The sequence below is a fragment of the Candidatus Nitrososphaera evergladensis SR1 genome (assembly GCF_000730285.1).
Lineage (GTDB): Archaea > Thermoproteota > Nitrososphaeria > Nitrososphaerales > Nitrososphaeraceae > Nitrososphaera > Nitrososphaera evergladensis.
Genome location: NZ_CP007174.1, coordinates 145,501 through 172,451 on the forward strand (window position 1 = coordinate 145,501; position 26,951 = coordinate 172,451).

30 protein-coding genes are annotated in these 26,951 nt (G+C 43.6%); 17 read left to right on the top strand and 13 right to left on the bottom strand.

The features are described from left to right. Positions 1-154: 154 nt before the first annotated feature. A complete protein-coding gene (locus NTE_RS00790; RefSeq protein WP_148699290.1) occupies positions 155-1,828 on the bottom strand; it encodes a polysaccharide deacetylase family protein in 1,674 nt (557 codons plus the stop codon). Positions 1,829-2,306: 478 nt separating this feature from the next. Here NTE_RS00790 and NTE_RS00795 point away from each other — a divergent pair, with 478 nt between their 5' ends. The 4 genes from NTE_RS00795 (at position 2,307) to NTE_RS00805 (ending at position 5,674) form a co-directional block, all read left to right on the top strand. Beyond that, positions 2,307-3,734, top strand: coding sequence for an MFS transporter (locus NTE_RS00795; RefSeq protein WP_148699291.1), 1,428 nt, complete (start codon positions 2,307-2,309; stop codon positions 3,732-3,734). Positions 3,735-4,380: 646 nt separating this feature from the next. Next, positions 4,381-4,629 carry a hypothetical protein gene (locus tag NTE_RS00800; RefSeq protein ID WP_148699292.1) on the top strand — a complete coding sequence of 83 codons (249 nt, stop codon included), beginning with the start codon at positions 4,381-4,383 and terminating at the stop codon, positions 4,627-4,629. Positions 4,630-5,241: 612 nt separating this feature from the next. After that, the gene (locus NTE_RS16120; protein ID WP_158384902.1) at positions 5,242-5,418 is read left to right on the top strand and encodes a hypothetical protein; all 177 of its coding nucleotides are present in this window, start codon (positions 5,242-5,244) and stop codon (positions 5,416-5,418) included. After that, positions 5,396-5,674: a hypothetical protein gene (locus NTE_RS00805; RefSeq protein WP_148699293.1), complete on the top strand. Its 279-nt coding sequence runs from the start codon at positions 5,396-5,398 to the stop codon at positions 5,672-5,674. Before NTE_RS16120 ends, NTE_RS00805 begins: the two co-directional genes overlap by 23 nt. Positions 5,675-5,693: 19 nt before the next feature. Here the strand turns inward: NTE_RS00805 and NTE_RS16125 are convergent, their stop codons facing one another. Then, positions 5,694-5,846 carry a hypothetical protein gene (locus NTE_RS16125; RefSeq protein ID WP_158384904.1) on the bottom strand — a complete coding sequence of 51 codons (153 nt, stop codon included), beginning with the start codon at positions 5,844-5,846 and terminating at the stop codon, positions 5,694-5,696. Positions 5,847-6,389: 543 nt separating this feature from the next. Here NTE_RS16125 and NTE_RS16130 point away from each other — a divergent pair. Next, positions 6,390-6,566: a hypothetical protein gene (locus NTE_RS16130; protein WP_158384906.1), complete on the top strand. Its 177-nt coding sequence runs from the start codon at positions 6,390-6,392 to the stop codon at positions 6,564-6,566. 629 nt (positions 6,567-7,195) lie between these two features. Here NTE_RS16130 and NTE_RS16135 read toward each other — a convergent pair. Both NTE_RS16135 and NTE_RS00810 read right to left on the bottom strand, forming a co-directional pair. Further along, a complete protein-coding gene (locus NTE_RS16135; RefSeq protein ID WP_158384908.1) occupies positions 7,196-7,360 on the bottom strand; it encodes a hypothetical protein in 165 nt (54 codons plus the stop codon). A gap of 321 nt (positions 7,361-7,681) precedes the next feature. Further along, positions 7,682-7,963 (bottom strand): hypothetical protein, encoded by a 282-nt coding sequence (locus NTE_RS00810; protein ID WP_148699294.1) that lies wholly within the window; start codon positions 7,961-7,963, stop codon positions 7,682-7,684. 643 nt (positions 7,964-8,606) lie between these two features. On the opposite strand from NTE_RS00810, the gene NTE_RS17480 reads away from it, so the two are divergent. Continuing rightward, positions 8,607-8,861, top strand: a complete 255-nt coding sequence (locus tag NTE_RS17480) for a winged helix-turn-helix domain-containing protein (protein ID WP_226987294.1) — start codon at positions 8,607-8,609, stop codon at positions 8,859-8,861. A 65-nt stretch (positions 8,862-8,926) separates the two neighbouring features. On the opposite strand, the gene NTE_RS00820 is transcribed toward NTE_RS17480, so the two are convergent. Together NTE_RS00820 and NTE_RS00825 are read right to left on the bottom strand one after the other, a co-directional pair. Next, positions 8,927-9,379, bottom strand: coding sequence for a hypothetical protein (locus tag NTE_RS00820; RefSeq protein WP_148699296.1), 453 nt, complete (start codon positions 9,377-9,379; stop codon positions 8,927-8,929). 8 nt (positions 9,380-9,387) lie between these two features. After that, the gene (locus tag NTE_RS00825) at positions 9,388-9,942 is read right to left on the bottom strand and encodes a hypothetical protein (RefSeq protein ID WP_148699297.1); all 555 of its coding nucleotides are present in this window, start codon (positions 9,940-9,942) and stop codon (positions 9,388-9,390) included. 338 nt (positions 9,943-10,280) lie between these two features. Between NTE_RS00825 and NTE_RS00830 the strand changes: the two genes are divergently transcribed. Together NTE_RS00830 and NTE_RS00835 are read left to right on the top strand one after the other, a co-directional pair. Continuing rightward, on the top strand, positions 10,281-10,697 hold the full coding sequence (locus tag NTE_RS00830; RefSeq protein WP_158384910.1) for a response regulator: 417 nt from the start codon (positions 10,281-10,283) through the stop codon (positions 10,695-10,697). A gap of 29 nt (positions 10,698-10,726) precedes the next feature. Then, complete coding sequence (locus NTE_RS00835; protein WP_148699299.1) at positions 10,727-11,317, top strand: MEDS domain-containing protein; 591 nt, start codon at positions 10,727-10,729, stop codon at positions 11,315-11,317. A 646-nt stretch (positions 11,318-11,963) separates the two neighbouring features. Here the strand turns inward: NTE_RS00835 and NTE_RS00840 are convergent. Next, on the bottom strand, positions 11,964-12,197 hold the full coding sequence (locus NTE_RS00840; RefSeq protein WP_148699300.1) for a hypothetical protein: 234 nt from the start codon (positions 12,195-12,197) through the stop codon (positions 11,964-11,966). 187 nt (positions 12,198-12,384) lie between these two features. Continuing rightward, positions 12,385-12,687, bottom strand: coding sequence for a hypothetical protein (locus tag NTE_RS16925; RefSeq protein WP_193354082.1), 303 nt, complete (start codon positions 12,685-12,687; stop codon positions 12,385-12,387). A 146-nt stretch (positions 12,688-12,833) separates the two neighbouring features. Here NTE_RS16925 and NTE_RS00850 point away from each other — a divergent pair, with 146 nt between their 5' ends. The 3 genes from NTE_RS00850 to NTE_RS00860 all read left to right on the top strand — a co-directional run bounded on the left by NTE_RS00850 (position 12,834) and on the right by NTE_RS00860 (position 16,516). Beyond that, entirely contained in the window at positions 12,834-13,337 is a 504-nt protein-coding gene (locus NTE_RS00850; RefSeq protein ID WP_226987096.1) for a hypothetical protein, read from the top strand. A gap of 211 nt (positions 13,338-13,548) precedes the next feature. Further along, positions 13,549-13,905 carry a hypothetical protein gene (locus NTE_RS00855; protein ID WP_148699302.1) on the top strand — a complete coding sequence of 119 codons (357 nt, stop codon included), beginning with the start codon at positions 13,549-13,551 and terminating at the stop codon, positions 13,903-13,905. Positions 13,906-14,188: 283 nt separating this feature from the next. Beyond that, positions 14,189-16,516, top strand: coding sequence for a sensor histidine kinase (locus NTE_RS00860; protein ID WP_148699303.1), 2,328 nt, complete (start codon positions 14,189-14,191; stop codon positions 16,514-16,516). A gap of 2,023 nt (positions 16,517-18,539) precedes the next feature. Here the strand turns inward: NTE_RS00860 and NTE_RS00865 are convergent. Then, positions 18,540-18,740 carry a hypothetical protein gene (locus tag NTE_RS00865; RefSeq protein ID WP_148699304.1) on the bottom strand — a complete coding sequence of 67 codons (201 nt, stop codon included), beginning with the start codon at positions 18,738-18,740 and terminating at the stop codon, positions 18,540-18,542. A 610-nt stretch (positions 18,741-19,350) separates the two neighbouring features. Between NTE_RS00865 and NTE_RS00870 the strand changes: the two genes are divergently transcribed. The 4 genes from NTE_RS00870 to NTE_RS16145 all read left to right on the top strand — a co-directional run bounded on the left by NTE_RS00870 (position 19,351) and on the right by NTE_RS16145 (position 23,026). Beyond that, positions 19,351-20,796, top strand: a complete 1,446-nt coding sequence (locus NTE_RS00870; RefSeq protein WP_226987097.1) for a multicopper oxidase domain-containing protein — start codon at positions 19,351-19,353, stop codon at positions 20,794-20,796. A 273-nt stretch (positions 20,797-21,069) separates the two neighbouring features. Continuing rightward, the gene (locus NTE_RS16140; protein WP_158384912.1) at positions 21,070-21,270 is read left to right on the top strand and encodes a hypothetical protein; all 201 of its coding nucleotides are present in this window, start codon (positions 21,070-21,072) and stop codon (positions 21,268-21,270) included. A gap of 24 nt (positions 21,271-21,294) precedes the next feature. Further along, the gene (locus NTE_RS00875; RefSeq protein WP_148699305.1) at positions 21,295-21,903 is read left to right on the top strand and encodes a hypothetical protein; all 609 of its coding nucleotides are present in this window, start codon (positions 21,295-21,297) and stop codon (positions 21,901-21,903) included. Positions 21,904-22,882: 979 nt separating this feature from the next. Then, a complete protein-coding gene (locus NTE_RS16145; RefSeq protein ID WP_158384914.1) occupies positions 22,883-23,026 on the top strand; it encodes a hypothetical protein in 144 nt (47 codons plus the stop codon). A 195-nt stretch (positions 23,027-23,221) separates the two neighbouring features. On the opposite strand, the gene NTE_RS00880 is transcribed toward NTE_RS16145, so the two are convergent. The 3 genes from NTE_RS00880 to NTE_RS00890 all read right to left on the bottom strand — a co-directional run bounded on the left by NTE_RS00880 (position 23,222) and on the right by NTE_RS00890 (position 24,357). Further along, positions 23,222-23,506, bottom strand: coding sequence for a hypothetical protein (locus NTE_RS00880; protein WP_148699306.1), 285 nt, complete (start codon positions 23,504-23,506; stop codon positions 23,222-23,224). Positions 23,507-23,725: 219 nt separating this feature from the next. Next, entirely contained in the window at positions 23,726-24,001 is a 276-nt protein-coding gene (locus NTE_RS00885) for a death domain-containing protein (protein ID WP_148699307.1), read from the bottom strand. Between the two features lie 101 nt (positions 24,002-24,102). Continuing rightward, positions 24,103-24,357 carry a hypothetical protein gene (locus NTE_RS00890; RefSeq protein WP_148699308.1) on the bottom strand — a complete coding sequence of 85 codons (255 nt, stop codon included), beginning with the start codon at positions 24,355-24,357 and terminating at the stop codon, positions 24,103-24,105. A gap of 1,014 nt (positions 24,358-25,371) precedes the next feature. On the opposite strand from NTE_RS00890, the gene NTE_RS00895 reads away from it, so the two are divergent. Continuing rightward, positions 25,372-25,758, top strand: coding sequence for a response regulator (locus tag NTE_RS00895; RefSeq protein WP_148699309.1), 387 nt, complete (start codon positions 25,372-25,374; stop codon positions 25,756-25,758). 171 nt (positions 25,759-25,929) lie between these two features. On the opposite strand, the gene NTE_RS17485 is transcribed toward NTE_RS00895, so the two are convergent. Further along, positions 25,930-26,148: a winged helix-turn-helix domain-containing protein gene (locus NTE_RS17485; protein WP_226987098.1), complete on the bottom strand. Its 219-nt coding sequence runs from the start codon at positions 26,146-26,148 to the stop codon at positions 25,930-25,932. Positions 26,149-26,664: 516 nt separating this feature from the next. On the opposite strand from NTE_RS17485, the gene NTE_RS16155 reads away from it, so the two are divergent. Next, a complete protein-coding gene (locus tag NTE_RS16155) occupies positions 26,665-26,808 on the top strand; it encodes a hypothetical protein (protein ID WP_158384918.1) in 144 nt (47 codons plus the stop codon). Positions 26,809-26,951: the final 143 nt, after the last annotated feature.

The window sequence follows — 26,951 nt, forward strand, 5'->3', positions numbered from 1 at the left end:
ACTATATCCTCGCTACAAGAGGGAAGGTCATTTTGTAGGGCCTTTCCTGTTTTTTATTTTGCTAAAAGTCATTCGCATCTGCCTGTCTGTATGCTATTCTTCAAATCGCCATTGGACAATGAGGGCATCCTCTTCCCAATGCTGCGGAGAATCATCAGGCTTTGCCATTGCCGGTAGTAGTAGCAGCCGTTCCGTTTAGTGAAACTTGGACCTGAATTGTTCTCCATTGATGGTTCCCGAAAAAGTCTGTGGCTCTTGCGATAATTTCTGTGATCCCGGGGTGCTTTACTGTTACAGATGCACTCCAGTTTGACCATCCGTCGCCTCCTCCTTCCCCTTCCTGTTTGGCGACCTTGTAGTCAGTGTCGTTAGTCCGAACCTCTATCACCTTGACTCCTGACTCATCGTCAAAGGCGGTTCCTTTCACCGGTATGTTTGCGATTGGAGCACTTCCCTTGATTGCAGTCGTATTTGCAGGCGCATCGATAGTGACCGTGGGCCGGGTTTTATCCGCGACAAGAGCCACTGTCACATACTGGGTTGCATTTGCAGCGTTGCCTGCATCGTCGGCTGCAGTCCAGATCACCTTGGTCGTTCCTCTCGGGAAGCCCACTGCAGGCGCATTGTTTATCGCCACCGGGTGAGGATCCACGTTGTCAGAAAGGGTTGGGAATCCAAGGTCGACATGAGTTAGAGGAGATGAGGAAACAACCGCCTTGTCCATGGGGGCATTTATGCTTGGGGCAACATTGTCTACTATCGGAAATAGAGGAACCTTGGTTGCATCTGAAAATGTTCTTATCGTATGGTTATTTTGTTTTATCCAGTCTATCAGGATGCCAAGGTCGTCTATCTCCTTCTGTGAAAGATCTTTCGTTGGACTGTTATCCGCGTTCTTCACTGTAAAGTCCTGCGGGTGGAGCGTCACTACCGCATAGCCGTAGCTGGCAATGGTACTGCCAATCTTTTCCTCGATAAGTGCAAGCGGGGTCTTTGTTGGAATCTCTGAATCATAGGTGTAAAAGCCTACTGCCTGTGGCAAGTGATAAATGCCGTACTGGTCTTTTATGTCATCATCAAGCGAGCCATCACCACCGACACCGCTTTCGCTGTTGTTTGCGTCTTGCCCTTTAGGTATTGTAGTGGCAGTTGCTGTCGTCGCCCGGTATATCTTGTTGTCAGGACTGTCAGGCTCGTCTGGATTGTAAATGCTTTCAATCTCTGTATCAAACTCTGCGCTAATTATCCTCAAGCCGAGCTGATTCATTGCTTTGAGCGTGTCCTCATTGTACGAGTTAAACGGCATCACAAGTATCGCGCTCTTTCTGCCAAACAGATCTTGCATCCTTGCGTTAGCCGCTTTGAGCGTGTCGTACTGCTGCCCCAAAGAAAGCTTGCCGTAGTCAACGTGGTTCCATCCATGAAGCGACATTTCGATGAGGCTTGAATTTTGTTGTGAAAGTGAAGCCTCTCTTAACTTGCTGACCAGCGCGGGGTCGTTCCCAACCCAGTTCATTATCAGCGCCATATCAAGACTCGCATTCTTTTCGATGAACTTGTCAATGATAGCCGCTTGCACAGGTACAAGCCAGTAATCCTGTACATCGTCAAGCCGGAATATTACGCAGTTGCACGCTTCTTTAGGACTCGGGGTGTCTACTGATGCTGCCGTTGTTAACTCCTGCGCGGATGCTGTGAGCGCCATACTTGCAGGGGTAATTAGCAAAAGCACCATCACTGTCGTCATCATCAGAGCAGCGACTGCTTTATGGGTAGCAGGATAAGAGCAAGTTGACATGAACTTGAAAGAAATCTTCTTTCTTGTCATAACGGGACGTCCTCAATAACTAGCGTACAATACAATCCATTCTGATCATTGTACGTTTAAGTATATCATAAAAATGACCAGTCAGAGTTTTGAGCACTTCTTTTTTTGCTGCTATAATCCTGCCAATAGCGAGCACTTTATCCCAGGAACATAAATCGCAAGAGTTAGTCTACACATTTCCATCGAGACGGCGTCTGTTGAAAAGTTATGGTGGCAAACCACTACCACAACATCACGTAAAGGTGCGGAATCATTAATCCCGCCTCTGCCATTTGTGCCACACATGTGTTATATCAGGATGAAATTTTGGCTTCAACAATAACAACCGTATTTGTTTAAAGGTCGTGCTGTAGCCGCTCTTGCATATGTATTTTGGTAACAAGTCAAGAAATTTTAATCGCTCGTCAGAAGCAGCGGCTCTCAGGTTATACAACCCATATGTTGATGTACAAAAAAGAAGCAGGCAACAACAATAAAAATGAGTCGAGATTCTTCTACCAGTAATAATCATCGCTTTCCTTATTCCGCCGATGTCTCGGCATCGGTTTCCATCATTATTGCCAGGGTTTTCTACGCAGTAAACTGGTTCAATGTGGCAGCGATATTTCCGCTTCTTGTACTTGACTTTGGGCAGCACGATATTGGTCTGCTAGGCTCTATATCTGCGGCTTTTTTCATAGGAGTGGGGATGTTTCAGGTCCCTGCAGGCATATTTGCCGCCCGGTATTCTCCCCGGTCCATGGCAATATTTGGAATAGGGTTGTCATCTAGTGTCGCTCTTCTCTACGGCTTTACATCAGAGGCGTCACAGCTGATATGGCTGCGTTTCATTGTGGGAGCAGGCATGGCATTATTTTTCAGTTCTGGAGTTGTGCTTATCGCAAAGCATGCAGGAGGTACTAAAAAGTCCTCTGGCTTTTCAATTGGCCTTTTGAACTCGGCACACTCGGCTGGCGGAATTATAGGACTTTTTGGCTGGATCGTCATCGCTCAGATGGTTGGATGGAGGTCAAGCCTTGTATTAAGTGGAGCAATTGGCATCGCAACAGCCTTACCCATGATTATAGCTATTCCATCATCGGCCCACCGTAGGCCGATATCAAAAAGACCACCACCACCAGCAGCAGATGCTGCTGTCAACAACAACTATTCAGAGAGCAGAGACATTATTTCGCCATCACCTCCAGAAGCGCAGGCAGGAGGCAACAGATGGCCAGACATCTCCGAGATCTGGGGAACATTGTCAAACCCTTCATTAATTGCGCTCGGTCTTGTCCTTACAGGGATTCAGGCTTCCTGGGCTCTGTTGCTGACTTTTACCATAGTTTATCTCCAAAGCCTCAATATTCAACTGGAAAGCGCGGGCGTAATCGCAAGCATGGCATTGATATCTGCCATTGTATCTGCACCTTTGATTGGCGGTTATTACGACAAGAAAGTAAAGGATTCAAGAAAGATTCTGCTGGCCTGCGGCGTCGGCATAAGCGCTGCCCTTGCGGCAATGTCTATTCAGATCCTGTCAGTCATAATCATCGCCGTCATTGCTCTTGGATTCTTTTCCGGCGGCGCGTTTACCTTTGCCTATGCCAAAGCGCGCACAATAAGAACAACGGCTCGTGGTAGAGGTCAGGATGAAAGAAACAACAGCGTGAGTTTGCAGCATGAAGAAAGAAGAGGAGAGGATACAAGCTCCTACTCATCTGCTGACAAAAACAAATCTTCTTACAATAGCAGTGCGCTAAACGTCGCTTGGATAAATGGTCTATCACTTATTGGTATATTGTGGATGCCTCTTGTGTTCTCGCTTGCAGTCAAATCCGGAGGGGGATACTCTAATGCCTGGCTCTTGTCCGCCATACTGGCTGCGCTATTTATGTTCATTCCACTACAAAAGGTGGAAAAATAGGCAAGTGTGTGTATAGAGCCTCTGATGACGATAAGCAAGAGCGCATAAATGCTAATTATTGATGGACCCTGGCTTTGATAACACCGCCAACTGTTGTTATTTTTTGATATTATTGATGTAAAATTGCTTATTCTTGTATATATCGACATAGCTTCTATATTCCAAAACGCTACACTTGTATACTATGAGAACGTACAGGGTGTATGATTACACCTAGAGAGATCGATTGCCCTAACTGTGGCAAGCCGAACGAATATTCACTAGGTTCGTGTCGCAAATGCGGACTACCGAGGGAAGAATTCGACAAGATTGAGCAGAATGAAGAAATCTTTAGTAAACTGGGCGAAAGCCTTGCTGCAAAATCAGCCGCTCGGCAAGGCATTCTGGCTTAGCCGCATATGCACAGAATCGTGGCGGTTTACTTTTGCGTATAGAAAAAAGCAAAATGAGTGAAGACACAATTAGCAAAGGTGCATACTACTCCTTGCAATGATTAATGAACATCTCGAGAAGTGCGGAGAACCAGAGTGCCCTGCCAGGACAGCCGTAGAAAAGGCCTTCAAAAAGTTATGAATGCATAATTTCTTGCCTTGGTGTATGTGTATATGTCTTAACTATTTTATTCAATCCTGTGCATTTTTCATTCATGTCTGCCGAAGGACACCAGAACAACGACAACAAAAAACCAGCGCGAAAGCCGAATCTTGGTAAGAACGAAGTAAATGAGTACCCACGCCAAGGCAATCTGGATCCTGAATTAGGTTTGGTTGGCGAAAAAGGCGTACAAGAGGTTGCTGAAAAGGAAGGAGAAAGAGTGGGAAAAGACATTAAGAAAAGAATCCGGAAGGGCCAAGATGAAGGGGTAACTTTCGACCCATCAAGGTCTGACGAATAGTAGTAGAAGAAGATTCACTTTTTGCCTACTCTGATACCAATCTGGGTCCTAGGTTATGGTGTTCAGACTTGTATGGCTGGATATCCGTACTGCCGCATGTAGACATCTATTTACGTCGCCTTGAAAACGGGCTTGATATGAGTTGCACTTCCAGACTTGTTGTATGTGTTCTTCCTAATGCACTCCTTTGGAACTAGAAGGATTAACGAGTTATTGCTATTGTTTGCTGTGTATACTTTACTGTTTTAAGGTTCCTTAAAGACCGATAACATGCATTCTAGACATTCATGGTTCCGCCGGAGCGTCTCTGTTAGCGCTTCACGGGCTTTAGTATCCGGCGGAACCATAATCAAGTTTTCTGGAATTCAGCTAGGCAGGATGTGAAACGCGGAGATTCTCTCTTCAGTCAATATTTTATTAACAATTTGAGTTTAGAGACTGCTGAGGCCAGAGCAATACTCAACACCCATGCGCGATGGAATCAGATCTCATTCCTTTTGCCTGCTCTGGCACAAGTAACGCTTGTTGTCCTTGATTCGTTTGCTGCGGCAGGCGGGCTGGTCTGCATGATTCATAATTTAAAGATAGATTTAAATCTATGCAGCATTAACTATGGCTGTGAAAAACCCTGACGTCCGAGCAGTTCTAAGGGATTATGCCAAACTGATGGAATTAGGTGTAGACCAAAAGTTTGTCGAAAAACTTGATGCCAATCAGGCCAAAGAGTTGCTAAAGGGGATTCTGTACGTCAGAGCAGTCTGGGAAGATGATGAAGGGAAGGTGCAATGAAATGGTTGCTGCCGTACGCAACATGCCCCTAAAGGAATTTCAGCGTCGGCTTACAAAGCTCCTTGGTACAACTACTACGGAAAGCATAGTCAGGGTACTCGAAAGTAATGGTGTTGTAAAAGATAATGAAGTAGATATCTCTAGGCTTCAAGGTTCATTTGAAAGTCTATTTCAAGATGCAGGTGTTTTGTTGATAAATGAAATTGTAAAAGAACCCAATGCAGTGCAGGATAACGTCCACAAAACCCAAGATTGAAAGAAACCGGACGAATTAGCTAACGTGCTTTTTGTTTGCCGTGTTCAAGTCCTAAAATACCTTTTAAAATTTGGCTTCGCGCAGATGGAGGAAGCATTCTTGCAAATTCTGCATCTACCCCTAAGGATATGAGTTTGTCAGTTTCCCTAGTTGCCCTTGCTTTGCTGTTCATCTTGCGCAAATAAGTGACATCCAAGCCAGAATAAAAAGAGTAGCTCTTTTTTCCGAACAATATTGCTTCAGGCCAAACACATGCTATCAGTATAATAATTACCATGCCTGTGCGAACGATGCTTGTCGAGAAAGAAAATCTGCTAAGAAGGATTTTGATGAATTACGGGTAAGTATCATTTTTTACAAGTCGCAGTACCGGTCAATCGGCTCACCGGATCTTCCAACCTCTAGCTGAGAATGACAGTTTTACCTTCTACGTCAAGACATCCCATTCTAAAGTATTCAGATTGTGATATTATCATGATATGTAAAATTATCTAGTAGATTTAACTAGGATTTTCTATGGTGAAGCCTTATCTTACAAGGCCAGTTCAGGATAAAACTACAAAGTACAAGCCTTACTGTATAAAGTGTTCAATGGTACCGGCAGAAGAAGAAGCATTGTTCAGAATTAAAGGCGCAATTATTATAGAGAAGTATTGCTCTGCATGTGTCAAGACTGCTACATACCGTTTGTGATTTTCCAGTGTGAAAATATTGTATGGTAAAGCCGTTTGCGGTGCGGCCAGCAAAGATTGCGCTTAGGAAAAAGATTACTCATTGTTCGAACTGCAGCGTTGAAGTTGCGACGGTTGAAGCACTGTTCAAGATTGAAGGTGCAGTTTTTGTCAGAAAGTACTGTCAAAAATGCCTTGCTGACGCTGAATTTGAAAACTAATCCTGATATTCATAGGAGCGTCGCAACTTGGCCGAACTAGACAGGGGTTTAATCTCCTCAGTAGATTATTGCTATCATTAAATGTGCAAAAAGTAGGCATCCTGTTATTATCTTGTAGTGAAAATCTGCAGAATATTGACCTATCGTTGCAAGGGGTTATGCGAGCAGTTCAAAGTACAAAGGTCAGCACTAGGTCATTACCAATTGGGGTACAGGCGTTGCCAAACTTGCGATACCTTCATGGCGATTCCAGCAACCTACTGCCCATGCTGCGGCTCAAAATTTAGGCTCAAGCCGCATAACCGTGCGCTAAAGCGGAAACTTAAGGCCATGCAGAAGCAAAAGGACATTTATGTAACCTGGCGCTTTGTTGAAGATGGTCATGGGTTCAACGCTAATTAACAGCCATATCATCCGCTGTGCTGGATCAATGGCGCTTTTTGCTCCTTCAGAGCTGGCTCGGTTAAAGGGCGACAAGCAAGTATCAAAAATAGTTATGAACTCATGCTCATGCGTTCAATCCGTGCTAAACTAACTAAACACCTTCTCACAGCTAGATCTTGCTCTCCTACTGTCGACGGATTTCGATGTTATGTATCTTTCTAGCGTTACGGCGGACGCTGCTGAGGCTATTCTTCGTCGCCTACTATAACGACATCTTTTATGAACTGCAATAATTCGTCGTGGTCTTCAAGCTTGTAATAATTTTTCAAATTGACAATAGTATCATCGTCGACGATAAGGTACGTTGCTTTTCTATCGTTCAGCTTTTCAAATTCATTGTTTCTATTCATTTGTAATTTTCGTCTTTATCATAAAAATGACTTTCCACATCATGGCGCGCTATATTCGTCAGCGAATCAAAGGTTGCAGCGCTCGCCGCATCTACTATATTACTATTATCATATATTGATACAAGTTCGCAGAACATTGCATTTGTCAATCGGCGCAGTCCATACTTGGCTGTCATTTACACTTCCTGCAACTATACTTATCATCAGTGCCGCACCGAGTGCGGTTGCTAGCATTGAAAACCTTGGATCTTTTGCGACGAGTCTTGCCCTGACGTGTGACGCGGAGACCGTTCAGTGTAAACAGTTCCCTTCCGTGCCAGCTTAACGACCGGCAGGTATGCGCTTATCCATATGTTCAATGTAAAAGCCCAAAAGGACCATGGCCGCACGAACCTCGTGATCTGATAGATACCGTAGTGCGGAATTGTAGCGGCGCATCACATTGCGGCATTCATCAATAGTCTTGAGGGACGTTTGGTGATTTACACTATCAATCATAAAAACGCTAAAGGGCTTGGTAAAAACAATGTCGTTTCCTTGTTTTTCTGCGACTTCATTGGCAACCAATTTTTCTATTAGACCATTTTCGACCCACGGCGGCATATTTTCCCCTGTCGGTTAGATTTGCAAGCTTTTAACCTTGGTTTGCATAGATTACCTATCAAAATAACAGATGAATCTTAGGCGCTTGACAAAAACGTAACGCTTGTCTCTAAATTCATTAATATTCAAGTGTTGACAGCATCGACAGACTTCTGGGGCCATATCGAGCTACTAATTAAAAAGAGTCATGCACTAATGATCCGGAGATTTATTGCAGTGTAAACGTGCGAGATATATGTAGCCATTAGCTATATCTAATCGATGAAACAAATCATACAATCTCTAGACACGCCGGTAGCAACTATTGCTGCGGATGTTTGCGCACAGGATGGACTAGATTTCTATTCGCTTGACGCAAGAGCTGTGAGGGGTTTGATTTCGTACTGGTGCTCGACCTGCAGCAGGATATATCCGCTCAGCGATTTGTCGGTTTCACCAAGAAGAACAAAATGTGGTCACTGCCTAGAGCCAGTGAGGCTTTATTCGAATAGTAATAAGTTTGGCAAGCTGCGACGAAGTGTCTTCTACAAGCTGATTGATGTAGGTATGATCAAATTGGAGAAGTAGAAGGCCTTCGGGTACGCCAACCATGATAGGGCAAGTCATTTATACATTATTTTTTTTGCAAAGCCATTGAATGACTATGGACATTATACAAAAAGACAGTCTAGCTCATGCTGAAGGCGATGGTGTGCTAAAGACTACAATCATGTACAACTGCTACGTGTCTATTCCGCAGCTCAGGAAGTACATGCCACTTCTGCAGGAGCATGGGCTCATAGAATATTCTGAGAAGACTAGATTGTACAGGACAACTGAAAAAGGCAGTCTATATCGGAAAGCCTACGACGCTGTAGCTGATGCACTCAAACCTAATAACAAAAGAAGTCGACATTGAAGCAGGAAACTGTAACTCAGATCAATAGTATTATGAATATAGTCCAGCGGGCCCGTCAAAAATCGTTAGCAGACTTCTCTTTTTCTATTATAGAACCTAGTCAGCTTCCCATCCTGCGCCTTCCTTTCCTCATTCTCCGATCTCTTTATCTCTTTCAAGAATGCCCTTGCCAGACTTTCCTCAGAGACCCTCACTAGATTTTCCTCAATCCTAATACCTACAATATCATCAGAATGGTTTTTGAATCTGGCAAATAGATAGGCTGCAAGACTGTCTACCGCAACATCCTTGGAGATATCTAGAACGAAGATCATCTGGCTTCCGGCCTTAGCAGTGTCCATCAGCTTGGCACCTTTGTAAACAATTCTGGCGCCCTTCAGAATCTCTTTGGAGTCACCGGTCTTGAATCGAAATGTCTTGCCATCTTTTTCCGCTTTTTGTCTAAAAGGTCCTTCATTATTTGATGACCTGCGTACCCCTTGGCTCGAATCTTTAGTGTGATAGATGGCAAAGGCCATCTCTCTTTTTATGTCATTGCAATGGCAGTATGATTTTTTTCCAACATTTTTTTCTCGCCCGCATCCAACACGGATGCCAGATGTGGACATATTAACAAAACCTTCAAACCTCTTCTCTCCCACGATTTGAAGCTGTTTTGCAATGACTTCTCAAGTATGCCACATTCTTCAAACTTTTCATTCAGAGAAAGGTGCTCGGCACAATCTACAACGATTATCACGAAGTCGTTATCAGAAGATTGCTCAGTCAATATTCGTTCAAGTTTCTCTCTCATTTTACTGGCTCCATGAAAATCGCCGTTCAAAGCATCTTCATAGCAATCTCTGATATCCAGAAGAATGAAACATCCTCTCTCACTTTTTCCATCATGACTTGCAGTTATAGTCTGGTATTTTGATGACTGTGCAAAAGTATCGTTGCTTATTGAAGCAAGCACCGCCGTGTGACCCCGACCTAATGTGTTATGAATGAACTCGCTAATTGTGTACTCTCGCTCTAGTTCACTATCATAAAGTAGAAGAACATGTCCTGTTTTGTCCAGAGAATCAAGTTCCTGAGACATGACCAACTTTTGGGAGTATATTATAAACGAGTTAGCACAAATGTTTTCTAGCTATAGAGGCCAAATATACTAACTTTCGCAATGGCAACCTAAAGGAGTATGCCAAGCAGACCACTGCACCTTGATCAACAGATAGGACTCGATAATATTAATGACGTTCTCTGCTATTTTCGTACAATAAGAACTCACATTTACTTCTTTCTCGTGAGGCAGATCTGAGCAAAGTAGTAATGCCTTTTAACTGGATAATTGGTATAGGCTCCAAGTCATGTGGGGTAATGTAGATGGTGACTAGAGCTCCTAGACGTACTGCTTTTCAGGGAAGGCCAAGGCTTTTGGTGGTTGATGATGAAGAAGATATTCTGGATGTAATTGAGGAGATGTTAAAATCAAACAACCCGCCGATACAGGTAGATACTTTTACAGATCCTGAAAGAGCTTTGAAACATTTTAGAGATAAGCGTGAGGGCTACTACTCAGTTGTGTTATCAGATGTCAGGATGCCTAGGATGTCAGGCTTTGTCTTTGCAAGAGAGATTAGAAACTTGAGCCACAAAGTCAAGATAATTATGATGAGTGCTTTTGAAATGAACAAGAACGAATTTGATTCGGTTTGGCCGATGCTCCATATATCTGAATTTGTTTCTAAACCCTTTACACGGGATCAGCTTGTTCGTGCTGTCACAAAATATATGGATATGGGCGATACTTCTGCGACAGCAGGCAAAGACGACGAATCTATGTACCTCAGCTAGCATCGAGTTCGTACTAATTGTGATGGCTTATGACAAAAAAAATCAATCGTGGTAAACCAATAAGCGGCTCTGCACAAATGATTCTAAAGCAACTAGAAAAAACAAAGCACGGAGAGCACAACATCGTCATCTATCCTAGTACATCAGCACTAAACGATGTCATGACAGTGCATTACAAGGAAGCACTAGAAGCAAGAAATGAACTTGCACTATTTGTTACGACGTACACTCATCCTGATAAAGTTAGGAAAATTCTAGGACAGTCTGGCCTTGATGTTGCCAAGTACGAAGATGAAGGCTCGCTTGTGATTTATGATGCTGTCAAGGGTTATCAAAGTACCGAGGGCGTTTATACAGTCATGGCGCTAATAAACATGCTATTTGAAAAAGCAGCCAAGCTCGGAAAGACTGGCATGTTTGGCATGGCTGATATGGGCTCTTTTTTTGTATACGAAGCTATTGAAAAGCTAATGTCATATGAGCTATCTTTGCCTTCCGTATGGGATAAGATGAAGCTGCGATCATTTTGCCTGTACCATAGACGGGATTTCTACTCACTACTGCCTGAAGAAAGACAGGCATTGATCGAGCACCATTACAAGTACATCAGAGCATACTAAGAAAAACAAGTCTCTACCAATTCCCAACAAACTGCCTCGCTCTCTAGCGATGCGGTCTCTCAGCGTCTCTATAACTTGTATATTCTTTCAAGTCCAACTACATTCATGCCTTTAGATGTCGAGCAGAAAACGCTAACGACTTGGATTTTGTTGAGCGTTCTGGTAGCTCTCCTTGTTTTGGCAATCACATCGTACCTAAATGCGCCTTTATGGGGACTTGTTTTTGCACCGTTTGTGGCAGGTTTCATAACAATGTGTGTGTCTTTTTGATGCGGTCTGGTGGAGCAAAAGGACAGGTACAGGTACTTGAAAAAACCTCTGCCACTTAAACATCTCTACCCGTGCCGATTGGGAGACACATAATACAAGACGTGACACGGGCAGAGGATCTGACAGATCGGCTAGAGAAACTTGTAAAGTCTAGAAAGCAGCAAAGAGATAGAAGAGATAGTACTCTCTCCAAGATCTCTTTTACTTTTATGCTGCCAAGCCGAGTTCCCATTATGGATGAGCGAGCCAATGAGGAAAAGATGTTGGCTGATGTATCTCGCTACGCCAAAGCCTACAAGGTATCTGGCGAGGATCCTTTAGATGCACTGGCCCCTGATTGACTTGAATTCTTGAAAAATATATGAGGTGCGGCTTATCAGCCGTTCATCTCTTTTTTACACTGGTTATTGGACGTTATTAGAGAGCCCCTTAATACGCATTTGTAGTCGTCGCTGCTATCATCGCATTTGTTCTTGTCATCTTCACTGTTGTCGTAGCTCGAGCTTGCAAATGCAGTAGTCGGCATTATCATTACCAATGATGCAACTGCAAAGCCTAAAACTAGGAACATGGTGGTTAAGAGTTTCTTGTTTCCTGTTAAACTTGACACCGCAGTTGGATTAAAATTAATAAATTTATGAGCATTTGTTTTTGATTACCTACAAAATCATGAGAAGAGAGGACCCTGTCTTTTTAATATTGATCAAAATGCCATTGAATAAAGCTTAGAAATTACGGCGAGCAGAGCCTGCACTTGCATATCCCATCTGACAATAGCGGATGTGTGTGTGTGCGCGTTATTCGAAATTATCGCTAAATTTCCTCGTCTGTACGTCGACCTCTTCCTGAGGAGTCATGTCCTTAGTTTTTGATTCGTCGTGTCTATGCAGGTTCTTTTCTTCACGCGCCCTAACCTTTTTCTCGTGTTCTTCACGTGCGTGATGAAGCCTGTCCTTTTCATGAATGAACTCCTTGCCACATTCATGGCACTTGACAATGGCATGATGATGCACTTCTCGGGCATGTTTTATCAGATCATCATAGGTATCTAATTTTGAATCGCATAAGTCGCATTTGTAGGACTTGTGTAGAAAATTCATCTCTCTTGACTAGAGTAGCGTAGCCATTTGATTAAACAGTTTTGAGCATTGTGAGGGCAGTTTTGCCATATATCATTAACACGAATAGGATATAGATTTTGGCTGTGTAAGTGTTCTTGCAGCGAAAAAAGGATTGATTGACTGACATGACCACCGCAACAACGATACCGCTTAGGGACAGGTTGGTTGTATTGAGCTGTTGGCTTGGTATTGCAATTACAATTCGCGTCATCCTGTACAACCTGCACTGGCTTGGAAGCTTGGGAGCAATAGGAATCACTTTTCTAATCATCACCCTTTTTCTAAAAAGTAACTATGGCAAAAAGCACGACAAGAGATTCAAACGTGTATTGAGATATTGGTTTTCTAGAAAGTTTCAGTGGGCCAGCCTTGGCTTTCTAATCTTTGCAGTCTTTATGATAATTTCAATAGATAGAGGGTATGCTCGCTTTGGCGACAACATTGAAGCTTCCATAGAGCCCGGCCTCCATATTGCGGGATTGGACAGATTCGCATTTCTTGCCGCATATGCTGATCATTCTTCAAATGGTGTGTTTTCCTGGTCATCCTGGATAATCGTCTATGAAGATGCAGAATACCTGATTTTCCTTATTCTAGTCAGGAAAGGACTTGTCTTCTCAGAGAGTTAGGGAAATGATAATGTCCTTGGGAAAATATTTCTCATTGAGACGCCTTCATCGTTAGGAATTTGTTAATGTGTCGGAAAAGCGGCAGTCATAAAGTAATAGCACTATGAATGCACTACGACGATTGACTATGTTTTTCCAATAGCTTGATAAGATCTTTTTGTGACAATAATCTCAACGCTATTGGTGATGCCGTATTGACGGCTGACCCTAAATGTTCGATTTAAAGGAAGGAAGTAAAGGCAAAGAAAAAACAATGGAAAAGAACGTCCTCATGAAAAGGGCAAACACCTTGGACGAAGGAGTCGTTGCTTTTGGAGAATGGTTAATGTCAGTTGATAATGATCCAGCTCGGTCAGCTTCCTGCGGCCCGCTTTCTCTAAAGAAATTTGTAGCAGATGAATACGCAGTCCTCATGGACGCTTCTCTTGGAGAGCAAGTCGTGGTGGAAATTGTTGATGGCATTCCAGAATGCAAAAAATGCGCCGACCCCGATTGCATGCATATAGGCTTTACAATTTGCGCCTCGCAGATGATGAACAGAAGAAATGGAATGGTAAACTTCACTTAGGTTTTAATCGCTAGTCATATTCTTGTTGTTACTGTTGCTGCTAGATTTCGTTTTGTAGCCATAGTTGCTGTCGTCGCATTTTTTTGCTTCTGCGGCGTCAGAACTGATATTAGGGACGCTGGCAGAAAGTAAATTGAGTGGGGAACAGGTTATGTTATTTTACTATCACATCCTCAGGACAGGAAGTTAGGACAAAGGAGAAGAGAAATTGCATGCATCAAATTAAGATGAATAGCAACTTTGTTCCCTATGTAAAGGAACTGAAGGCAGGCATTAGGTAATCTTGTCTACATCAAATCAGCCAGAAGTAAAAAACAAGGAGACGGCAGCCGCAGCAGCAACAACAGAGATTCTCTACGGCGCCGAAAATGCGGTGGAGAGAGGAATAAAGTTCATGTCAAATGTACAAAAACGAATGGATATTACTTTTGATCACAGAGGTCCTTCCATAGTAGTCGAGATACCCTCTTACTGGGACGGATATCTTGACATCATAAGAAGAGGGGGAGAAATCAGAGTTGTTACGGAGATCACTTCTGCAAATGTGAACTATTGCAAGCAAATCGCAAAAATTGCCAAGGTCCGCCATTTGAACGGGATGATAGGAGGCATCGCGATGAATGAAACAGAGTACATGGCTACCACAACGCTGGAAGAAAGCAGACCCCTGACACAAGTTATTTACAGCAATGTAGATGAAGTTGTAAGACAAGGTCGTTGCCTATTTGAAAGCCTCTGGGAAAATGCGATTCCCGCCGAAGACAGGTTAAGGGAAATTGAGGAAGGGGTAGAGCCGGAAAGGACACGTGTAATGCACGGGTCTGATCAAATCCTCAACTGGACAATGGAATCCTTCTCCAAAATAAGAGAAACCTTTGATAGCTGCATGACTTCTGACGGCCCTTCAATACTTTTTGAGAATGCAGCTCTAATGAAAGCATACGCCCAACTGAAGGATAGGGGAATAAAGTTAAGGTTCCTCACCGAGATTACCGCAGACAACCTGCCCTACTGTAAGCAGATTGCAAAAATCGCCGAAGTGCGACACCTTGACAGAGTCAAGGGCACATTTGGCATAGCAGACAAAAGGCAGTATGCTGCAAGTGGAATTGCACACAAAGGAGAGGTGCCTTCCAGACTCATTGTGAGCACTGTAAGGGTTTTTGTCGAGCATCAACAGTATTCATTTGATGCTCTGTGGGAAAAGGCGATGAGCGCAGAGCAGAGGATAGGGCAAATTGAGGAAGGCTTGGAGCCTGAGTATATAAAGACGATAGACAATTCCGAGGTGCAACGTATTGTATACGAGTTACTTGATAAGGCCCAGGAGGAGGTACGAATAATTTTTTCAACAGCCAATGCGTTTCGCCGCCAAAAACGGGCGGGAGGCTTGCAACATTTAATTGCGATTGCAAAAAAGCGTAGACTAAGGATCAGGCTTCTTGCGCCACTAGACAAGAATATACAAAAAGAATATGAAAGATTTGTAAGAGAACTTCCGCCTGCATCACATCATCATCATCATCCTCATAATCAAGACGACAAACAGATTGTTGATATTAGATATATCGAGCCCGGCTGGCACAGCAAAATTTCTCTCTTGATAGTTGACTCAAGATTCTCTTTGGCCGCTGAATTGAGAGACGATACAAAAGAAACTGTCAATGAGGCCATAGGTCTTGCAACTTTGTCAAACAGCAAGGCCACGGTGTCGTCGTACGTTTCGATGTTTGAGAGCATGTGGATGCAAAGTGAACTACATGAAAAGCTTAAAGTACACAGCAAAATGCAGCATGAATTCATCAACATTGCAGCCCACGAGCTTCGAACTCCAATTCAGCCGATAATTGGACTGTCCGATGTTCTTTACATCAATACAACGGATGACCGCCAACGCGAACTTGTTACCATCATAAATAGAAATGCAAGGAGGTTGAAAACGCTTGCAGAGGATATCCTTGATGTTACCAAGATAGAAAGCCATTCTTTGAAATTGCAGAAAGAGCATTTCAATCTGAGGGAGTTGGTAGCGGATACCATACAGGATGTCAAGACCTCGCAGGAATACAAGGACAGCAAAGTGCAATTATTTTACAAGTCTGGAGGAGATCAAGACGAGGACAGTGATGGTGGTAGTGACGATGATATTGTGGTAGAAGCAGACAAAGAAAAAATAATGCAAGTAATCCGCAATCTTTTGGACAATGCATTAGAGTTTACAAATGAAGGAGGAGTTGTAAATGTGGAAGTGGCGAAAATGCATACAAATAACGACTATGGCGAAGCCGCTTCCGATCTTGCCGCCGTAGTATCCATCAAGGATACAGGCGCTGGAATAGCGCCAGAGATACTCCCCGTAATGTTTGATAAGTTTGTCACAAAGTCTAACAGAGGCACTGGTTTGGGGCTGTTTATTTCAAAGGGAATAGTAGAAGCTCATGGCGGCAGGATATGGGGTGAGAACAATTACTATTGTTACAACAGGGGTGACGGTGGTGGCAGCAAGGAGAAGAAAGGTAAGAAGAAGGGCGCGACTTTTACATTTACTCTGCCATTAAAAAATAAAGACTGTCGGTTCATAAGGCCTTCCGCAAAAAATATTGCGCTTTAAGGGCTGTTGCTTCCCTGTCGGAATAGATACGTCGTGTATATTATTCAATAATACGTCCCTACCTGCCGCACCAAGATGTCAAAAACGGTTTGTAGCAGAGAGCAAAAATACAACGTTAGAAAATCAATTCTCCCTTATGCAGCTAGGCTATATATCTGACAGAAGAATCTCATTAGATAAATTCAGCTAGTAGCTCTAGCTGCATCTTAGAGCTGACTTTTGTACAAGATGTTTTTCACATTACAAACTCATTATACTTCGACAATCGTATAATGTGTCTGGCTAGAAACGAACGGGGTTTTAGCACCGATGTACATGAGAGCACACCGTGCCCCTACCTAGTGAGTTGTACCTTTTGCAGGTAGGGGCAACAATTTACCAAATCAAAATCGACAAAACGCGCAAAAACGTATAGAAGATAAACCAGCGCAAAAATCATGTCTTGACTCCACAATTTGGGTCATCGACGAGTAACGAAAATAGATCAGTGCAGGCTGCCAAAACGTTATTTGTCGAATCAGTCTTTGACTGTATTATGGCTTGTTTTTAGCAGCAATGCCTAGCTAAGAAATAATGAGTTTTTGCTTCACTATGATAAATCATACAATATACTTGGGTAATGTGATTTAGAAAATAATAATTACTTACTTTGGTTGTACAATGTTTATCAGGTGCGTTCTAGCAACCGTGCCTGAGCAAGTCAAGCATAACCCCAAGTGACCGTGTGAAGCCGACCCCTGCCCGCCATCTGATCATAATACCCAGATGGGTAGGGGTCGACCAAACTAACCAAGACTTGATTTTGATTTGTGCATTAAAAATTGCGCGAGCCAGCGTGATTCTCGTGCCTGAGCAAGTTTTACATCATACCTCAAACTAGCCACAACCCCTCGTAACGCCGACTCGCGCGAAGTCTAGGCAAGGACGTTTGGTAATAATGTAGTGCTCAGAAAAGTTTGTTCGCGCGGCAAAAATTGGCTTGCCGTTGTCTGCTTATTTGTAGATAAGTAAGCCACCTTAAGGTAGCAGCTTTACTATCTCGTCAGTAAGCAAGCCTTAAAGGCTACACTATGTTGCTTGTCTACTATCAGGCATGAAGGCAACCGTGCCTGAGCAAGTCTTCAAACAGCATCATAACCCCAATCTATGTCTGCATACAAGACCCGGCCTCTACTCAGATTGCCATGTCTGACTAAGTAGAGGCCGGTCGTCAAATTACAAAGTGTCTTTTATTTTTAGAGATGCGCGAGCCAGCGTTTCATACCCGAGCAAGTCACAACATGATACTATACCCCATAAAGCCACAACGCCCGAACATGCTGACTCGCGCAAAACAAGATCGACTGTCACGAGTATTAATGTATGTCTCGTTATTGTAATTGCAAATGGTTCGACAATGGGCAAAGTTGACACATTTGGTCAAAAAGAGACAAATGTGTTATTTTGCGCCTTATCTATGATGCTAGGCCATTATTTTGATTCTGTCGTGCTTTATTCGTCGATGTACGAAAACAAGTCGCCGATATTGTCTAAACCAAGTGTGCTACCTAACAGACTAGTCACCGTTTGGGCAGCCAATTTCTCTAGGTATTTTCATGTCACTTTAGCACGCAGCCATATCGTACAAGAGCACCGATTCGATTGATAGTGCGTCTTTAGCGAAAGTAAGTCATTTTTACTATGAACGTGAACTAGTTCTATCGGGCACATACAACGGCCGGTAGTAGTGCCTGATAGCCCCAACGTAGAGACGCCGTAACTGCCCCTACCAAATTTGTGCACTTGGTCCTGGTAGGGGCCATATAGACAAAACACGTAGTCACTGGCAGGTTACAGTTTGTCAAAATATGTATGACATCGATAAATCACCCGCAACAATGCCTGGTGCTCGACACCCTGTATCTCGCATTACGAGCTCCGCACATACCCTGAATCGATTACATAATAACCTGAGCTCTTGGCGCGGATATACAACCGCCCTCCCCCGCCTCTTTAGAAGAGTTATGATTTTGTATTGTGAGATTCAAACATCCGCTTCAGCCATGATTCTTTCAGCATTTCTGATTATGATAGCAGCATCATAAGGCTTGGCGCAACCGATGCCCAAGTAATGTTCTTGATCAATTGGAACTAGAAATGCCTTCATCTTTTCGTGACTTATGATAATGTGCTCGACCTTTCCGTACAGCGGTTCGTTTGTGGATACCTGAGTTAGCATCGTCAATCCTTGAAGATACATCTGTTCAATTCCTCATTACTAGGTAAAGGTACTTCAGCTTTTTTTGCCTGCGCCACTGGCTCTACTCCTCTGAGTACACTAACAATGAATATCTTGTTGTGCGAATGTATGCTCAAAGTCCAAATCCTCTTCCCTTTTTCTACATACGAGGTTTTAAGTTATACCGATATAGTTCATGGAAACACTATGGACTGAATTTGAGTATCCTTTATCTAAGATGAAATATCGACACAACGCCGAGCGCAAAAAAGAGAGAGAAGGATTTCTTTTTCTTCCCAATAAGGGCTTTAGGCCACGATTGTTGCGGCATTGTTCTCTGGAGCTGCCGCTACCTCTGCTTTCTTTGATGATGACTGTGATAATGTCTTGTTGTTGTTCTTCTTCTTGCGATATAGTATTATTCTCTTGCCCTTTGCTTTTGCAGCGAGATGTTTTGCTCTGACTCTCGAATAGACCTTTTGTTGTTGTTATTCCTTTTTTCTTATATCATCCAACTATCTGTGCATTCACACTGATATCACATGTAATCAATGCTCCTGCATTGCTTGCAGAATAAACGTCCTCGCTAAATGCCACACCCGGAAAATTTGTGTTGATGAAGACGACGACGAAGAAATTTCCTATGATGACTCTTGCCGTTGCAGTAGCGGCATCCATAGCGCTAACAGGAGTTAGTGGATACTTTGTTCTGCAGCCAGGCAATTCCGAAGAAATACTGCAGAATTCTGCACAGGGGAAAGGAACGGCAGACGACGACACTTCGCGTGGAGATGCGCAGAAAACTGTCGAGTACACGCTAGTAGGAGAAAATACGACGCTTGAAATAGCACCTGGGGTCAGAGTTGAAGCTTGGACATACAATGGGACGATACCGGGGCCCGTCCTTCGAGCCACAGAAGGGGACAGAGTTGTCCTTCACTTCATAAACAAAACTCCAATGTCTCATACAATACATCTTCATGGCGACCATGATGAGAAGGATGATGGAGTCTTTCAGGTGGTCAAACCCGGCGAGACGTACACGTACGACTTTATCGCTGGGCCTCCCGGAGCGTTGATGTACCATTGCCACGTGATGCCTGTGACGCAGCACATACGTATGGGTCTTTATGGTGCGTTGATAGTCGATCCAAAGGAAGGCCTTTCGCCAGCCAGGGAATACGTTCTAGTGGCAGGCGAATATGACACCAAGGACCAAGTTACAAACAACCCCGAGTACGTCTTCTTTAACGGCTATGCAGACCAGTACTGGGATCATCCCTTAGAAGTAAAGACAAACGAGACAGTCAGAGTGTATTACGTAAACATGGGTGCATCACCAGCATACGGCTTCCACATCCACGGCACCATCTTTGATGCCTACGCATCAGGAATCTGGGAAAATACGCCTATGAAGGTACAGACATGGGAGGTAGCCGCAGGCAATGGTGCAATATTTGAGGCCAAGTGGCCTTGGGAGGGAAGATACCTATTCCACCTTCATGGCCTGCCGGAGGAAAAGGGCACAATGGCCTACTTTAACGTCACAAATGCTCCTACAAGCGCAGTAGACGGCGTAGACATTGCCAAAACAAAATCAATCAACATGATTGGATGGCAGGAAGACCTTGCAAGAAAGCTGCAAAAGCAAGATGCGTCTGGAACGCCAAGTGTAGATGCATCGTTATCAGAGTCGCCACATGGTGGACATCAGATGATGGATGGGGTTAATGGCAACAATGGCAAGGAGGCAAACAAAAAAGTAGAAGCCGGCAGCGCTGTGCCAGTGCAAACCAACACGGTGGTCATGCCCAAGGGTGCGGCAGCTGATGACAGCAAGAGCTTTGAACCATCCAGCATTACCGTAAACGCAGGAACCACTGTAACTTGGAGAAATGACGACAACACGTTCCACATAGTCGCCAGCAAGGCAGAGGGCGTATTTGCATCGGATCTTATCTCGCAAAAAAAGACATTTGAGCATACATTCGCAGAACAAGGTACCTACGATTACTATTGCTCCCTGCACCCATGGATGACAGGAACTGTGAACGTAAAGTAAGAAGGAGGAAAAAATAAGACCGCCGGATTTTTCTTCCCTCTCTTCTATTTCTCGCTCATCTACCTCCACATACACACACCTTCCTCCACTTTTCTTTGACCACTATAGACGGCGACCTAACCCACAAACAGACATTTTACATTCTGATTTTCCTATCTTCCCTAGTCTTTCATAATATATGTAAAAAACCACACATCTGCCTGCCGCGCAATTTTTTTGTGATTCTATTCATTTGCGCATGATTGCTCTGTATTCACAAGTATTATTATCATATTGTCCAGAGAGTCTGGCAGGGGTTGTGTCACATCAAAAGATATGCAGCAGCAGCTGCTATTCTTCAGTCAGAAAGGAATGACAAAAACAACATCAACCGAAGCAATAACAAGAAGATCAGTAATAACAATAGTAGTAGTAGTAGCAGCAGCAAAACTATTCTTCAGGATACACGGAGCAGAAAAAAAGGAACAGGGGTAGCAGCAGCGACAGCTGCGAGTTACAATGGCAGGAAAAAAAGAAAGACTAGCCGGTAAAAGCAGACCTCTGTTACTGCGCATCCCATCCAACCTGCTAGAGTCCTTGAAAATTGAAGCTGCCAAAGATGATGCCAGCGTTAACTCGTTCATAACCACGGTCTTGAAAAAGTACATCTCATGGGGTCGTTATCAGGAAAGGCTAGGCTTCATGCCCCTTCACAAGAGCATGGTAAAGACCATGCTTGAGAAACTTACCCCGGAGGAAATCGAGGAGGTTGGCAAGATGCAGAAAGATCAGACCATAAGGGATTTTTTGCTATTTGAGTCAGGCTATAACCTAAAGAGCTTCATACAGTGGATTAGGCTGAGATGCAGAGTTCTGGGTTTTGACCTGCGGATCAAGGAAGAGTTCGAGCCAGATTACACCATCTTTGTCATGATTCATCACGATATGGGAGAGAATTGGTCGCTCTATTACAAGGGCATGTTTTCTGCCGTCTTGCAGGAACTATTGCCGCCGGATGAAAAAGCCTACGATCAAATAATTTTCGAAACCAACAGGACGTCATTTGCCATGCATATTGTAGGATTGAAAGTAGATGATGATATGAAAGAAATAATGAGCGTTGATTGATACACACATAGTAGAGGACACTCGTGTGTGTGTATAAACACACACGCGCACATTTGCATACAAGACAGAGAGCTTCGCTCAGCAGAGTTGCGCCAACAGTATGTATGTAGTTAAAGATGATGTGAGAGAGAGATGACGTTGGCTCTGGTCCGAAGGCCTTGCTCTCCACCGGAACACAGAGCCAGGTAAACCCAATTACCAGCAGTTAATTTCGTTGTTCACTCTATAAACATCACGTGTACGGACAGTTGCATATGTAATCTGATGATTACAGAGCGCGGAAATACATACACATATTCTTCTTAGAGGCAAATCTAGTAGCCAAGTCATTAATTGTTGAACTCAAAGAATACTAAAACAGTTGTGTTAGCAATTCTAGATTATCTTGCTTCCATCAAGCTGCTGCAGCTCCGTGCACTTCTCTCTTGTGCTGCTCAACGGCCCGATACGTCTCGAATCTTTGGCCGCAAATGCTACAACGCATTCTCTCTCTATGCTGTCGTTCGGCTATCCAATCGGATATTCTCATTAGAAGCATAGTGATTCCAAACATGTATGTTTTTGCCCTCTTCAAGGTTAGTTATCCCTTCTAGTTCTAAAATGACTTGCGGTGGCCATGATGCTGCTGGGGAGAGAGCCAAGACTGTATTTTATACCGACATGCAGCAAAATATCTGATGATCCCGTTTTGGGTTCAATAACCAAGTTAATCGAATTTTTTTATATCATGATTACAGACACCAAAATGCAGAAAAAAAGACGACCATACTTGGTCCTGTCTCCTGCGAGCCCACAACATTGCACCATGAGCCGGGACAGGACCATTGGATTACGGAAATACAGTCACCCGAAAGTTTGCCTCCTTCTTCAACATCTCTGGATGGACGACGAGGTTTCAAAGGAAAACGACGACCGCCAATGGCGGTGATGGTGGTGTCATAGACCTAACTCCTTTAAATTATTTCTAAAGAGATCCGGTATGAGCGAAGATGTCAGAAAAGACGAAGAAGCAAAGAAACCCCAGAGTGCACCAGCAGAGCTAAAACAGAATCCTCACGATCCTACAAAAGTAAACAAGAAGGATCTAGAGCATTTGCAAAATCCTAAAGAAGGGTCTGGCTAGGCGAGCGAACGGTAAGCTACTAGGCTTTCAAAAAAATAAATGTGTGTCCTTTCTGCCCAAGTCAGAAACATAAAGAGCGCGTGTGTGAATGCATGATCTTGTTATCTAGTATCGCTTGCATAGGGGTTGGTTGGTTAATTGCTACGATGCGATCTAACTGACCGAAAAAAGTGACTAGTATTTTTTCACCGTTGGCTAGTACAGACTCTGAGAGTGTCTCAAAGGAGAAATCAATTCTTCAGCTTTATCCAGGATCATCTTGCCTGTATTCCCTCGTATTTCCACGTCTGCATCGACTGATATCATTAGAATCCCGTCAAGCTCGCTAACTGTGTTATAGATTGGCACGGTAATCCTCTGGATATTCTCGTATGCAGTGATTGAGTATAGAACACTGCCAAGCTTGCGGGAAAGCGATGACCTGGTAGCCATTCTTATCAAAGACAGGACCACCGAAACCTCCAATTCAGAATTATCCAACAATGCAGTCATTCCTCTGCGTTGCAAATGAGCCACCAATTCGCCATTCCTACTTGCCAATCCTACGAATCTGATGCCTTTGTGAGATGCAAGCAGTGCACGGCAAATGTTCAGAGGCGTAGTCAATGAATAGAATAACCCAGAGAATTCCATATAATAATTTACTCGATTAATTTTTGATGCTTGCAATTATGAGCTGACAAATTTACAACTCATCCTCTAGGTATCGTGAATACTTGAAAAATACTGTACTTGTATACCAATCTTGATGACTTCGCAAATTTGCCGCGCATTTTCTCTGCCCAAGAACCGTCGCAATGGTTTTTCGATATCGTCAAGTGAGTAGTAATAGTTGGCGTCAAAGACTAGGCCGTTCGCCTGTAGAATCTTTGCAATTACCCTGCTGAATTCTTCGCCCCATAAATCAAGGTCGTCGAGCGCCTTTTGTAGAACGTCGCCGCGAACTGGCTGTGATGAAATCTTTACCTTGTTCAAGAACCTGCGAAGACCTATCGCAGATTGTATGCTCTTATGCTTTTCGTATTTTTGATCCTTATAGTTCGAGAGTGTGTGTGCTCTCTTGTAACAATGAGCAACTATTGGTTCCGTACGCCAACTTCTATCAATTTACTTACGCTCCAAGAGATTTCTTTGCCTAACAATTTCTGCATTCGCCTTTCAACATCATAGAGCGAATAGTAATGTTCGGCGTCAAAGACAATGCCGTGATATTCTAGTGTTTTAATAATAACCTCACTAAAACGCTCGTTAAAGTAGCCGTTCTTTTCAATCGCCTTTCGTATGATGTCGCCTCGTACATGCTGCCGCGCTGAAACCTTCGTCTCATACATACAAGCCAACCGAAGTCTGCCTATCTTGTAAACTCAAAAGTCTTGTGCGAGTGAATTACATAGTCTTACTCTAGCAGCGGTTAGACGAATTACCATTTTCGGCGACATTAAATTTTTATGGCAAAAACTAGTATTGCAATTTCGATTATCTTTGTTTCTATAGGAGTTTTCTATTTTCGTTCTTGCACTCATGAGAACTTGTCTAAGCTTGACTTTTCGCCTGTCAGATGTTGTACTCTGGCTTCTCCTAGCTCTTTTCTCTGTTCATCTGATAGCCCGGTAGTCAACTGTTTGAATTCAAGTACATTTACTACGGCCTTTGCTTTATCGGTCAGGATAATCAAATCGCGTACAGCCATACACTAGAAAGGCAATTTTGATTAAACATCCGCGCCCCCGGGGGCTGAGTGAGATGACAGAAGCAGGACTACACTCGAATGGAGACGCGGATGTATGTCGCGTGAGTACTGCTCTATAGCCTCGCATAGTAAATAATCTCTGAGTAGGCAAACCTTAGAAGGTTTTGCTATTCGCCTTATCCTTAATCCCCTCCTTCTCCCCAAGGTACTAGCTCGCTTATCTGGGGCTGCCCGGAGCTCAGATTTAGTGGCGGTCAAAACAGTAGAAGAAAGAATAGATGGGCATTTACGCTTGAATGCCCGCTACATATCAGACAAGTGCAACCCATTATCAAAATGACTGCGGAGACCACAGAAAGAACCATCAAAGCAGCGCCCCACGACGTAAATAAACTGCTAATCGAAATCGCACCAAAACAAAAGGTCTTTCGTAATTTGAATCAGGTGTTCACCACCCGACGCTTAACACCTTTTCCACCCCCGAAGATTGAACAGAACCCTCTCATGTCTCCCTCTCGAACTTATAGCCAAACGGCGTTGTAACCGGATCGCCTTAAATACAACTGTAGTATCATCTGCACTTGTCGAACATGGCTAGAATACTGCTAGTTGACGACGATCGCAATGTTGTTGTTGCCATGCGTACGGCACTTGAATGGCGAGGCTATGTCGAGATATTTTCGACCGGCCAGAAATTGCACTTCGGCATTTTTCCGCGAGAAAATACGATATTGCAATCATTGATGCAAAAATGCCAAAAATAAGCGGCTTTGAATTGGTGCGACTGATTTACGGCGTAGACAAGAACACAAGAATTATCCTTATGAGCGACTCAGATTTAGAGCGAGAAGAATTTGAAAAATCAGAGATAGCATCGAAGGTCGATGCATTCATGAAGAAGCCTCGCGGCATTATGAAGTTGATTAGCCACATTGAGGCGCTACTAAAACACAAGCGGCGAGAACTAGCCGCTTTGGTTGCGTCGGCAGGAGCATCATTGATGGCACTATCGTTTGAAGTTGTTACTGCAGCGATGCATTGATAGATCAATCGTGTCTGCCAGATTATCGACTAGTACTCTTTCTTGCCTGTTATGCCATTGTTTGCAATTTGGCAGTCAGTCAGCCTTATCTCAAAAATCGATCCTATTGCTTCAATCGAGGCGGCTAATGCTCGCAATGCTTTACGGCCTTTCTTGTTTGAAAGCGGGCTGCTAGAAAAAAAGTAGGTACGAGGGGGTAACTGACTTGGGGCACAGACAGTATACGACTACCACAGAGAAAGACAAATAGTGATTTGTCCGTTCAAAACTCAGGTTTGTCCTGCTCATGATATGCGCCTTCTTTTGCGGGGTCAGACACAACTGTAGAATATCATGTAAAATTTCAAATTTGGTTCGGTTACTAGTACGCTTTATTGGTGTGTGCGCCACAACTACTACAGTATTACTAATAATCAAGAGTCGCGATCCTTTTTTACCATCTTTGCTTGTGTCATGATATCGACTAAACCGTACGCACAGTCGTTATGATATCTCGACAAAAACAACAGGCAACCGCGAATGACTACATCTTTGCTGACTACAATTTTTGTGGCGACTTCTTCAATTGGCAGTAAGCAAGCGTGTGCAAGTTATCTCTTTTAAGATAATAGTAGAGCTCGAACGCCGACATAGAGTTATGCCCCTCGCTGCCGCATCTGCGCTTTTGTGCTTGTCTGTTCTTTCCCTGTTTGTATTCCTGCTTAAGCAATACACAAAAGTGATGTGTTACTTCAGAAATGGTATTGCTGGTAAAAATGTTAGAGGGTGAAACCGTAGTCACTGTCACAAAGAAAGGCTAGGCAACTACTCCAAGGGCTCTTCGGAAAAGGCACCTGATTGGAAAGAAGGTGCTTGTTATTGTGACACCGAGGAGAGTCCTCACAAAGCCAGTGCAGATATCCTGCCATGGAAAAGGGTTCGCTCAAGGCGTTCTTTGAGGGCAGGACATCCAGAGAGCCTGTTCAAGAAGCGCGGCTAGAGGAGAAGTCAAAGAAGGAGAAGGTCAGAGAGCGCGGTGGAAAGGCATCGTACCATGAGCATGAGGTATAGAGTCGTTCCAAGCACAAGGCCAAGCATAAAAGTACTCATCATCCGCTCTCTGCATTGATGTGCAGCCGTGGCCCTGTCATATCCGCTCCTGCTCTATCAAGAGTGGTAGAGCATAGATGCTCTTTTTGCCATTTCCCGATATT

Excerpts from the sequence above, each read along its gene's own strand:
- NTE_RS16155 (WP_158384918.1), top strand. The coding sequence starts at position 26,665 with ATGGAAAAGGGTTCGCTCAAGGCGTTCTTTGAGGGCAGGACATCCAGA.
- NTE_RS16130 (WP_158384906.1), top strand. The coding sequence starts at position 6,390 with ATGGTAAAGCCGTTTGCGGTGCGGCCAGCAAAGATTGCGCTTAGGAAA.
- NTE_RS00795 (WP_148699291.1), top strand. The coding sequence starts at position 2,307 with ATGAGTCGAGATTCTTCTACCAGTAATAATCATCGCTTTCCTTATTCC.
- NTE_RS00870 (WP_226987097.1), top strand. The coding sequence starts at position 19,351 with ATGAAGACGACGACGAAGAAATTTCCTATGATGACTCTTGCCGTTGCA.
- NTE_RS16120 (WP_158384902.1), top strand. The coding sequence starts at position 5,242 with ATGGCTGTGAAAAACCCTGACGTCCGAGCAGTTCTAAGGGATTATGCC.
- NTE_RS00895 (WP_148699309.1), top strand. The coding sequence starts at position 25,372 with ATGGCGAGGCTATGTCGAGATATTTTCGACCGGCCAGAAATTGCACTT.
- NTE_RS00790 (WP_148699290.1), bottom strand. The coding sequence starts at position 1,828 with ATGACAAGAAAGAAGATTTCTTTCAAGTTCATGTCAACTTGCTCTTAT.
- NTE_RS00875 (WP_148699305.1), top strand. The coding sequence starts at position 21,295 with ATGGCAGGAAAAAAAGAAAGACTAGCCGGTAAAAGCAGACCTCTGTTA.
- NTE_RS00805 (WP_148699293.1), top strand. The coding sequence starts at position 5,396 with ATGATGAAGGGAAGGTGCAATGAAATGGTTGCTGCCGTACGCAACATG.
- NTE_RS16125 (WP_158384904.1), bottom strand. The coding sequence starts at position 5,846 with ATGAACAGCAAAGCAAGGGCAACTAGGGAAACTGACAAACTCATATCC.
- NTE_RS00800 (WP_148699292.1), top strand. The coding sequence starts at position 4,381 with ATGTCTGCCGAAGGACACCAGAACAACGACAACAAAAAACCAGCGCGA.
- NTE_RS00820 (WP_148699296.1), bottom strand. The coding sequence starts at position 9,379 with ATGGCCTTTGCCATCTATCACACTAAAGATTCGAGCCAAGGGGTACGC.
- NTE_RS00855 (WP_148699302.1), top strand. The coding sequence starts at position 13,549 with ATGTTCGATTTAAAGGAAGGAAGTAAAGGCAAAGAAAAAACAATGGAA.
- NTE_RS00825 (WP_148699297.1), bottom strand. The coding sequence starts at position 9,942 with ATGTCTCAGGAACTTGATTCTCTGGACAAAACAGGACATGTTCTTCTA.
- NTE_RS00810 (WP_148699294.1), bottom strand. The coding sequence starts at position 7,963 with ATGCCGCCGTGGGTCGAAAATGGTCTAATAGAAAAATTGGTTGCCAAT.
- NTE_RS00890 (WP_148699308.1), bottom strand. The coding sequence starts at position 24,357 with ATGTATGAGACGAAGGTTTCAGCGCGGCAGCATGTACGAGGCGACATC.
- NTE_RS16135 (WP_158384908.1), bottom strand. The coding sequence starts at position 7,360 with ATGAATAGAAACAATGAATTTGAAAAGCTGAACGATAGAAAAGCAACG.
- NTE_RS16925 (WP_193354082.1), bottom strand. The coding sequence starts at position 12,687 with ATGAATTTTCTACACAAGTCCTACAAATGCGACTTATGCGATTCAAAA.
- NTE_RS00835 (WP_148699299.1), top strand. The coding sequence starts at position 10,727 with ATGACAAAAAAAATCAATCGTGGTAAACCAATAAGCGGCTCTGCACAA.
- NTE_RS17480 (WP_226987294.1), top strand. The coding sequence starts at position 8,607 with ATGGACATTATACAAAAAGACAGTCTAGCTCATGCTGAAGGCGATGGT.
- NTE_RS16145 (WP_158384914.1), top strand. The coding sequence starts at position 22,883 with ATGAGCGAAGATGTCAGAAAAGACGAAGAAGCAAAGAAACCCCAGAGT.
- NTE_RS00850 (WP_226987096.1), top strand. The coding sequence starts at position 12,834 with ATGACCACCGCAACAACGATACCGCTTAGGGACAGGTTGGTTGTATTG.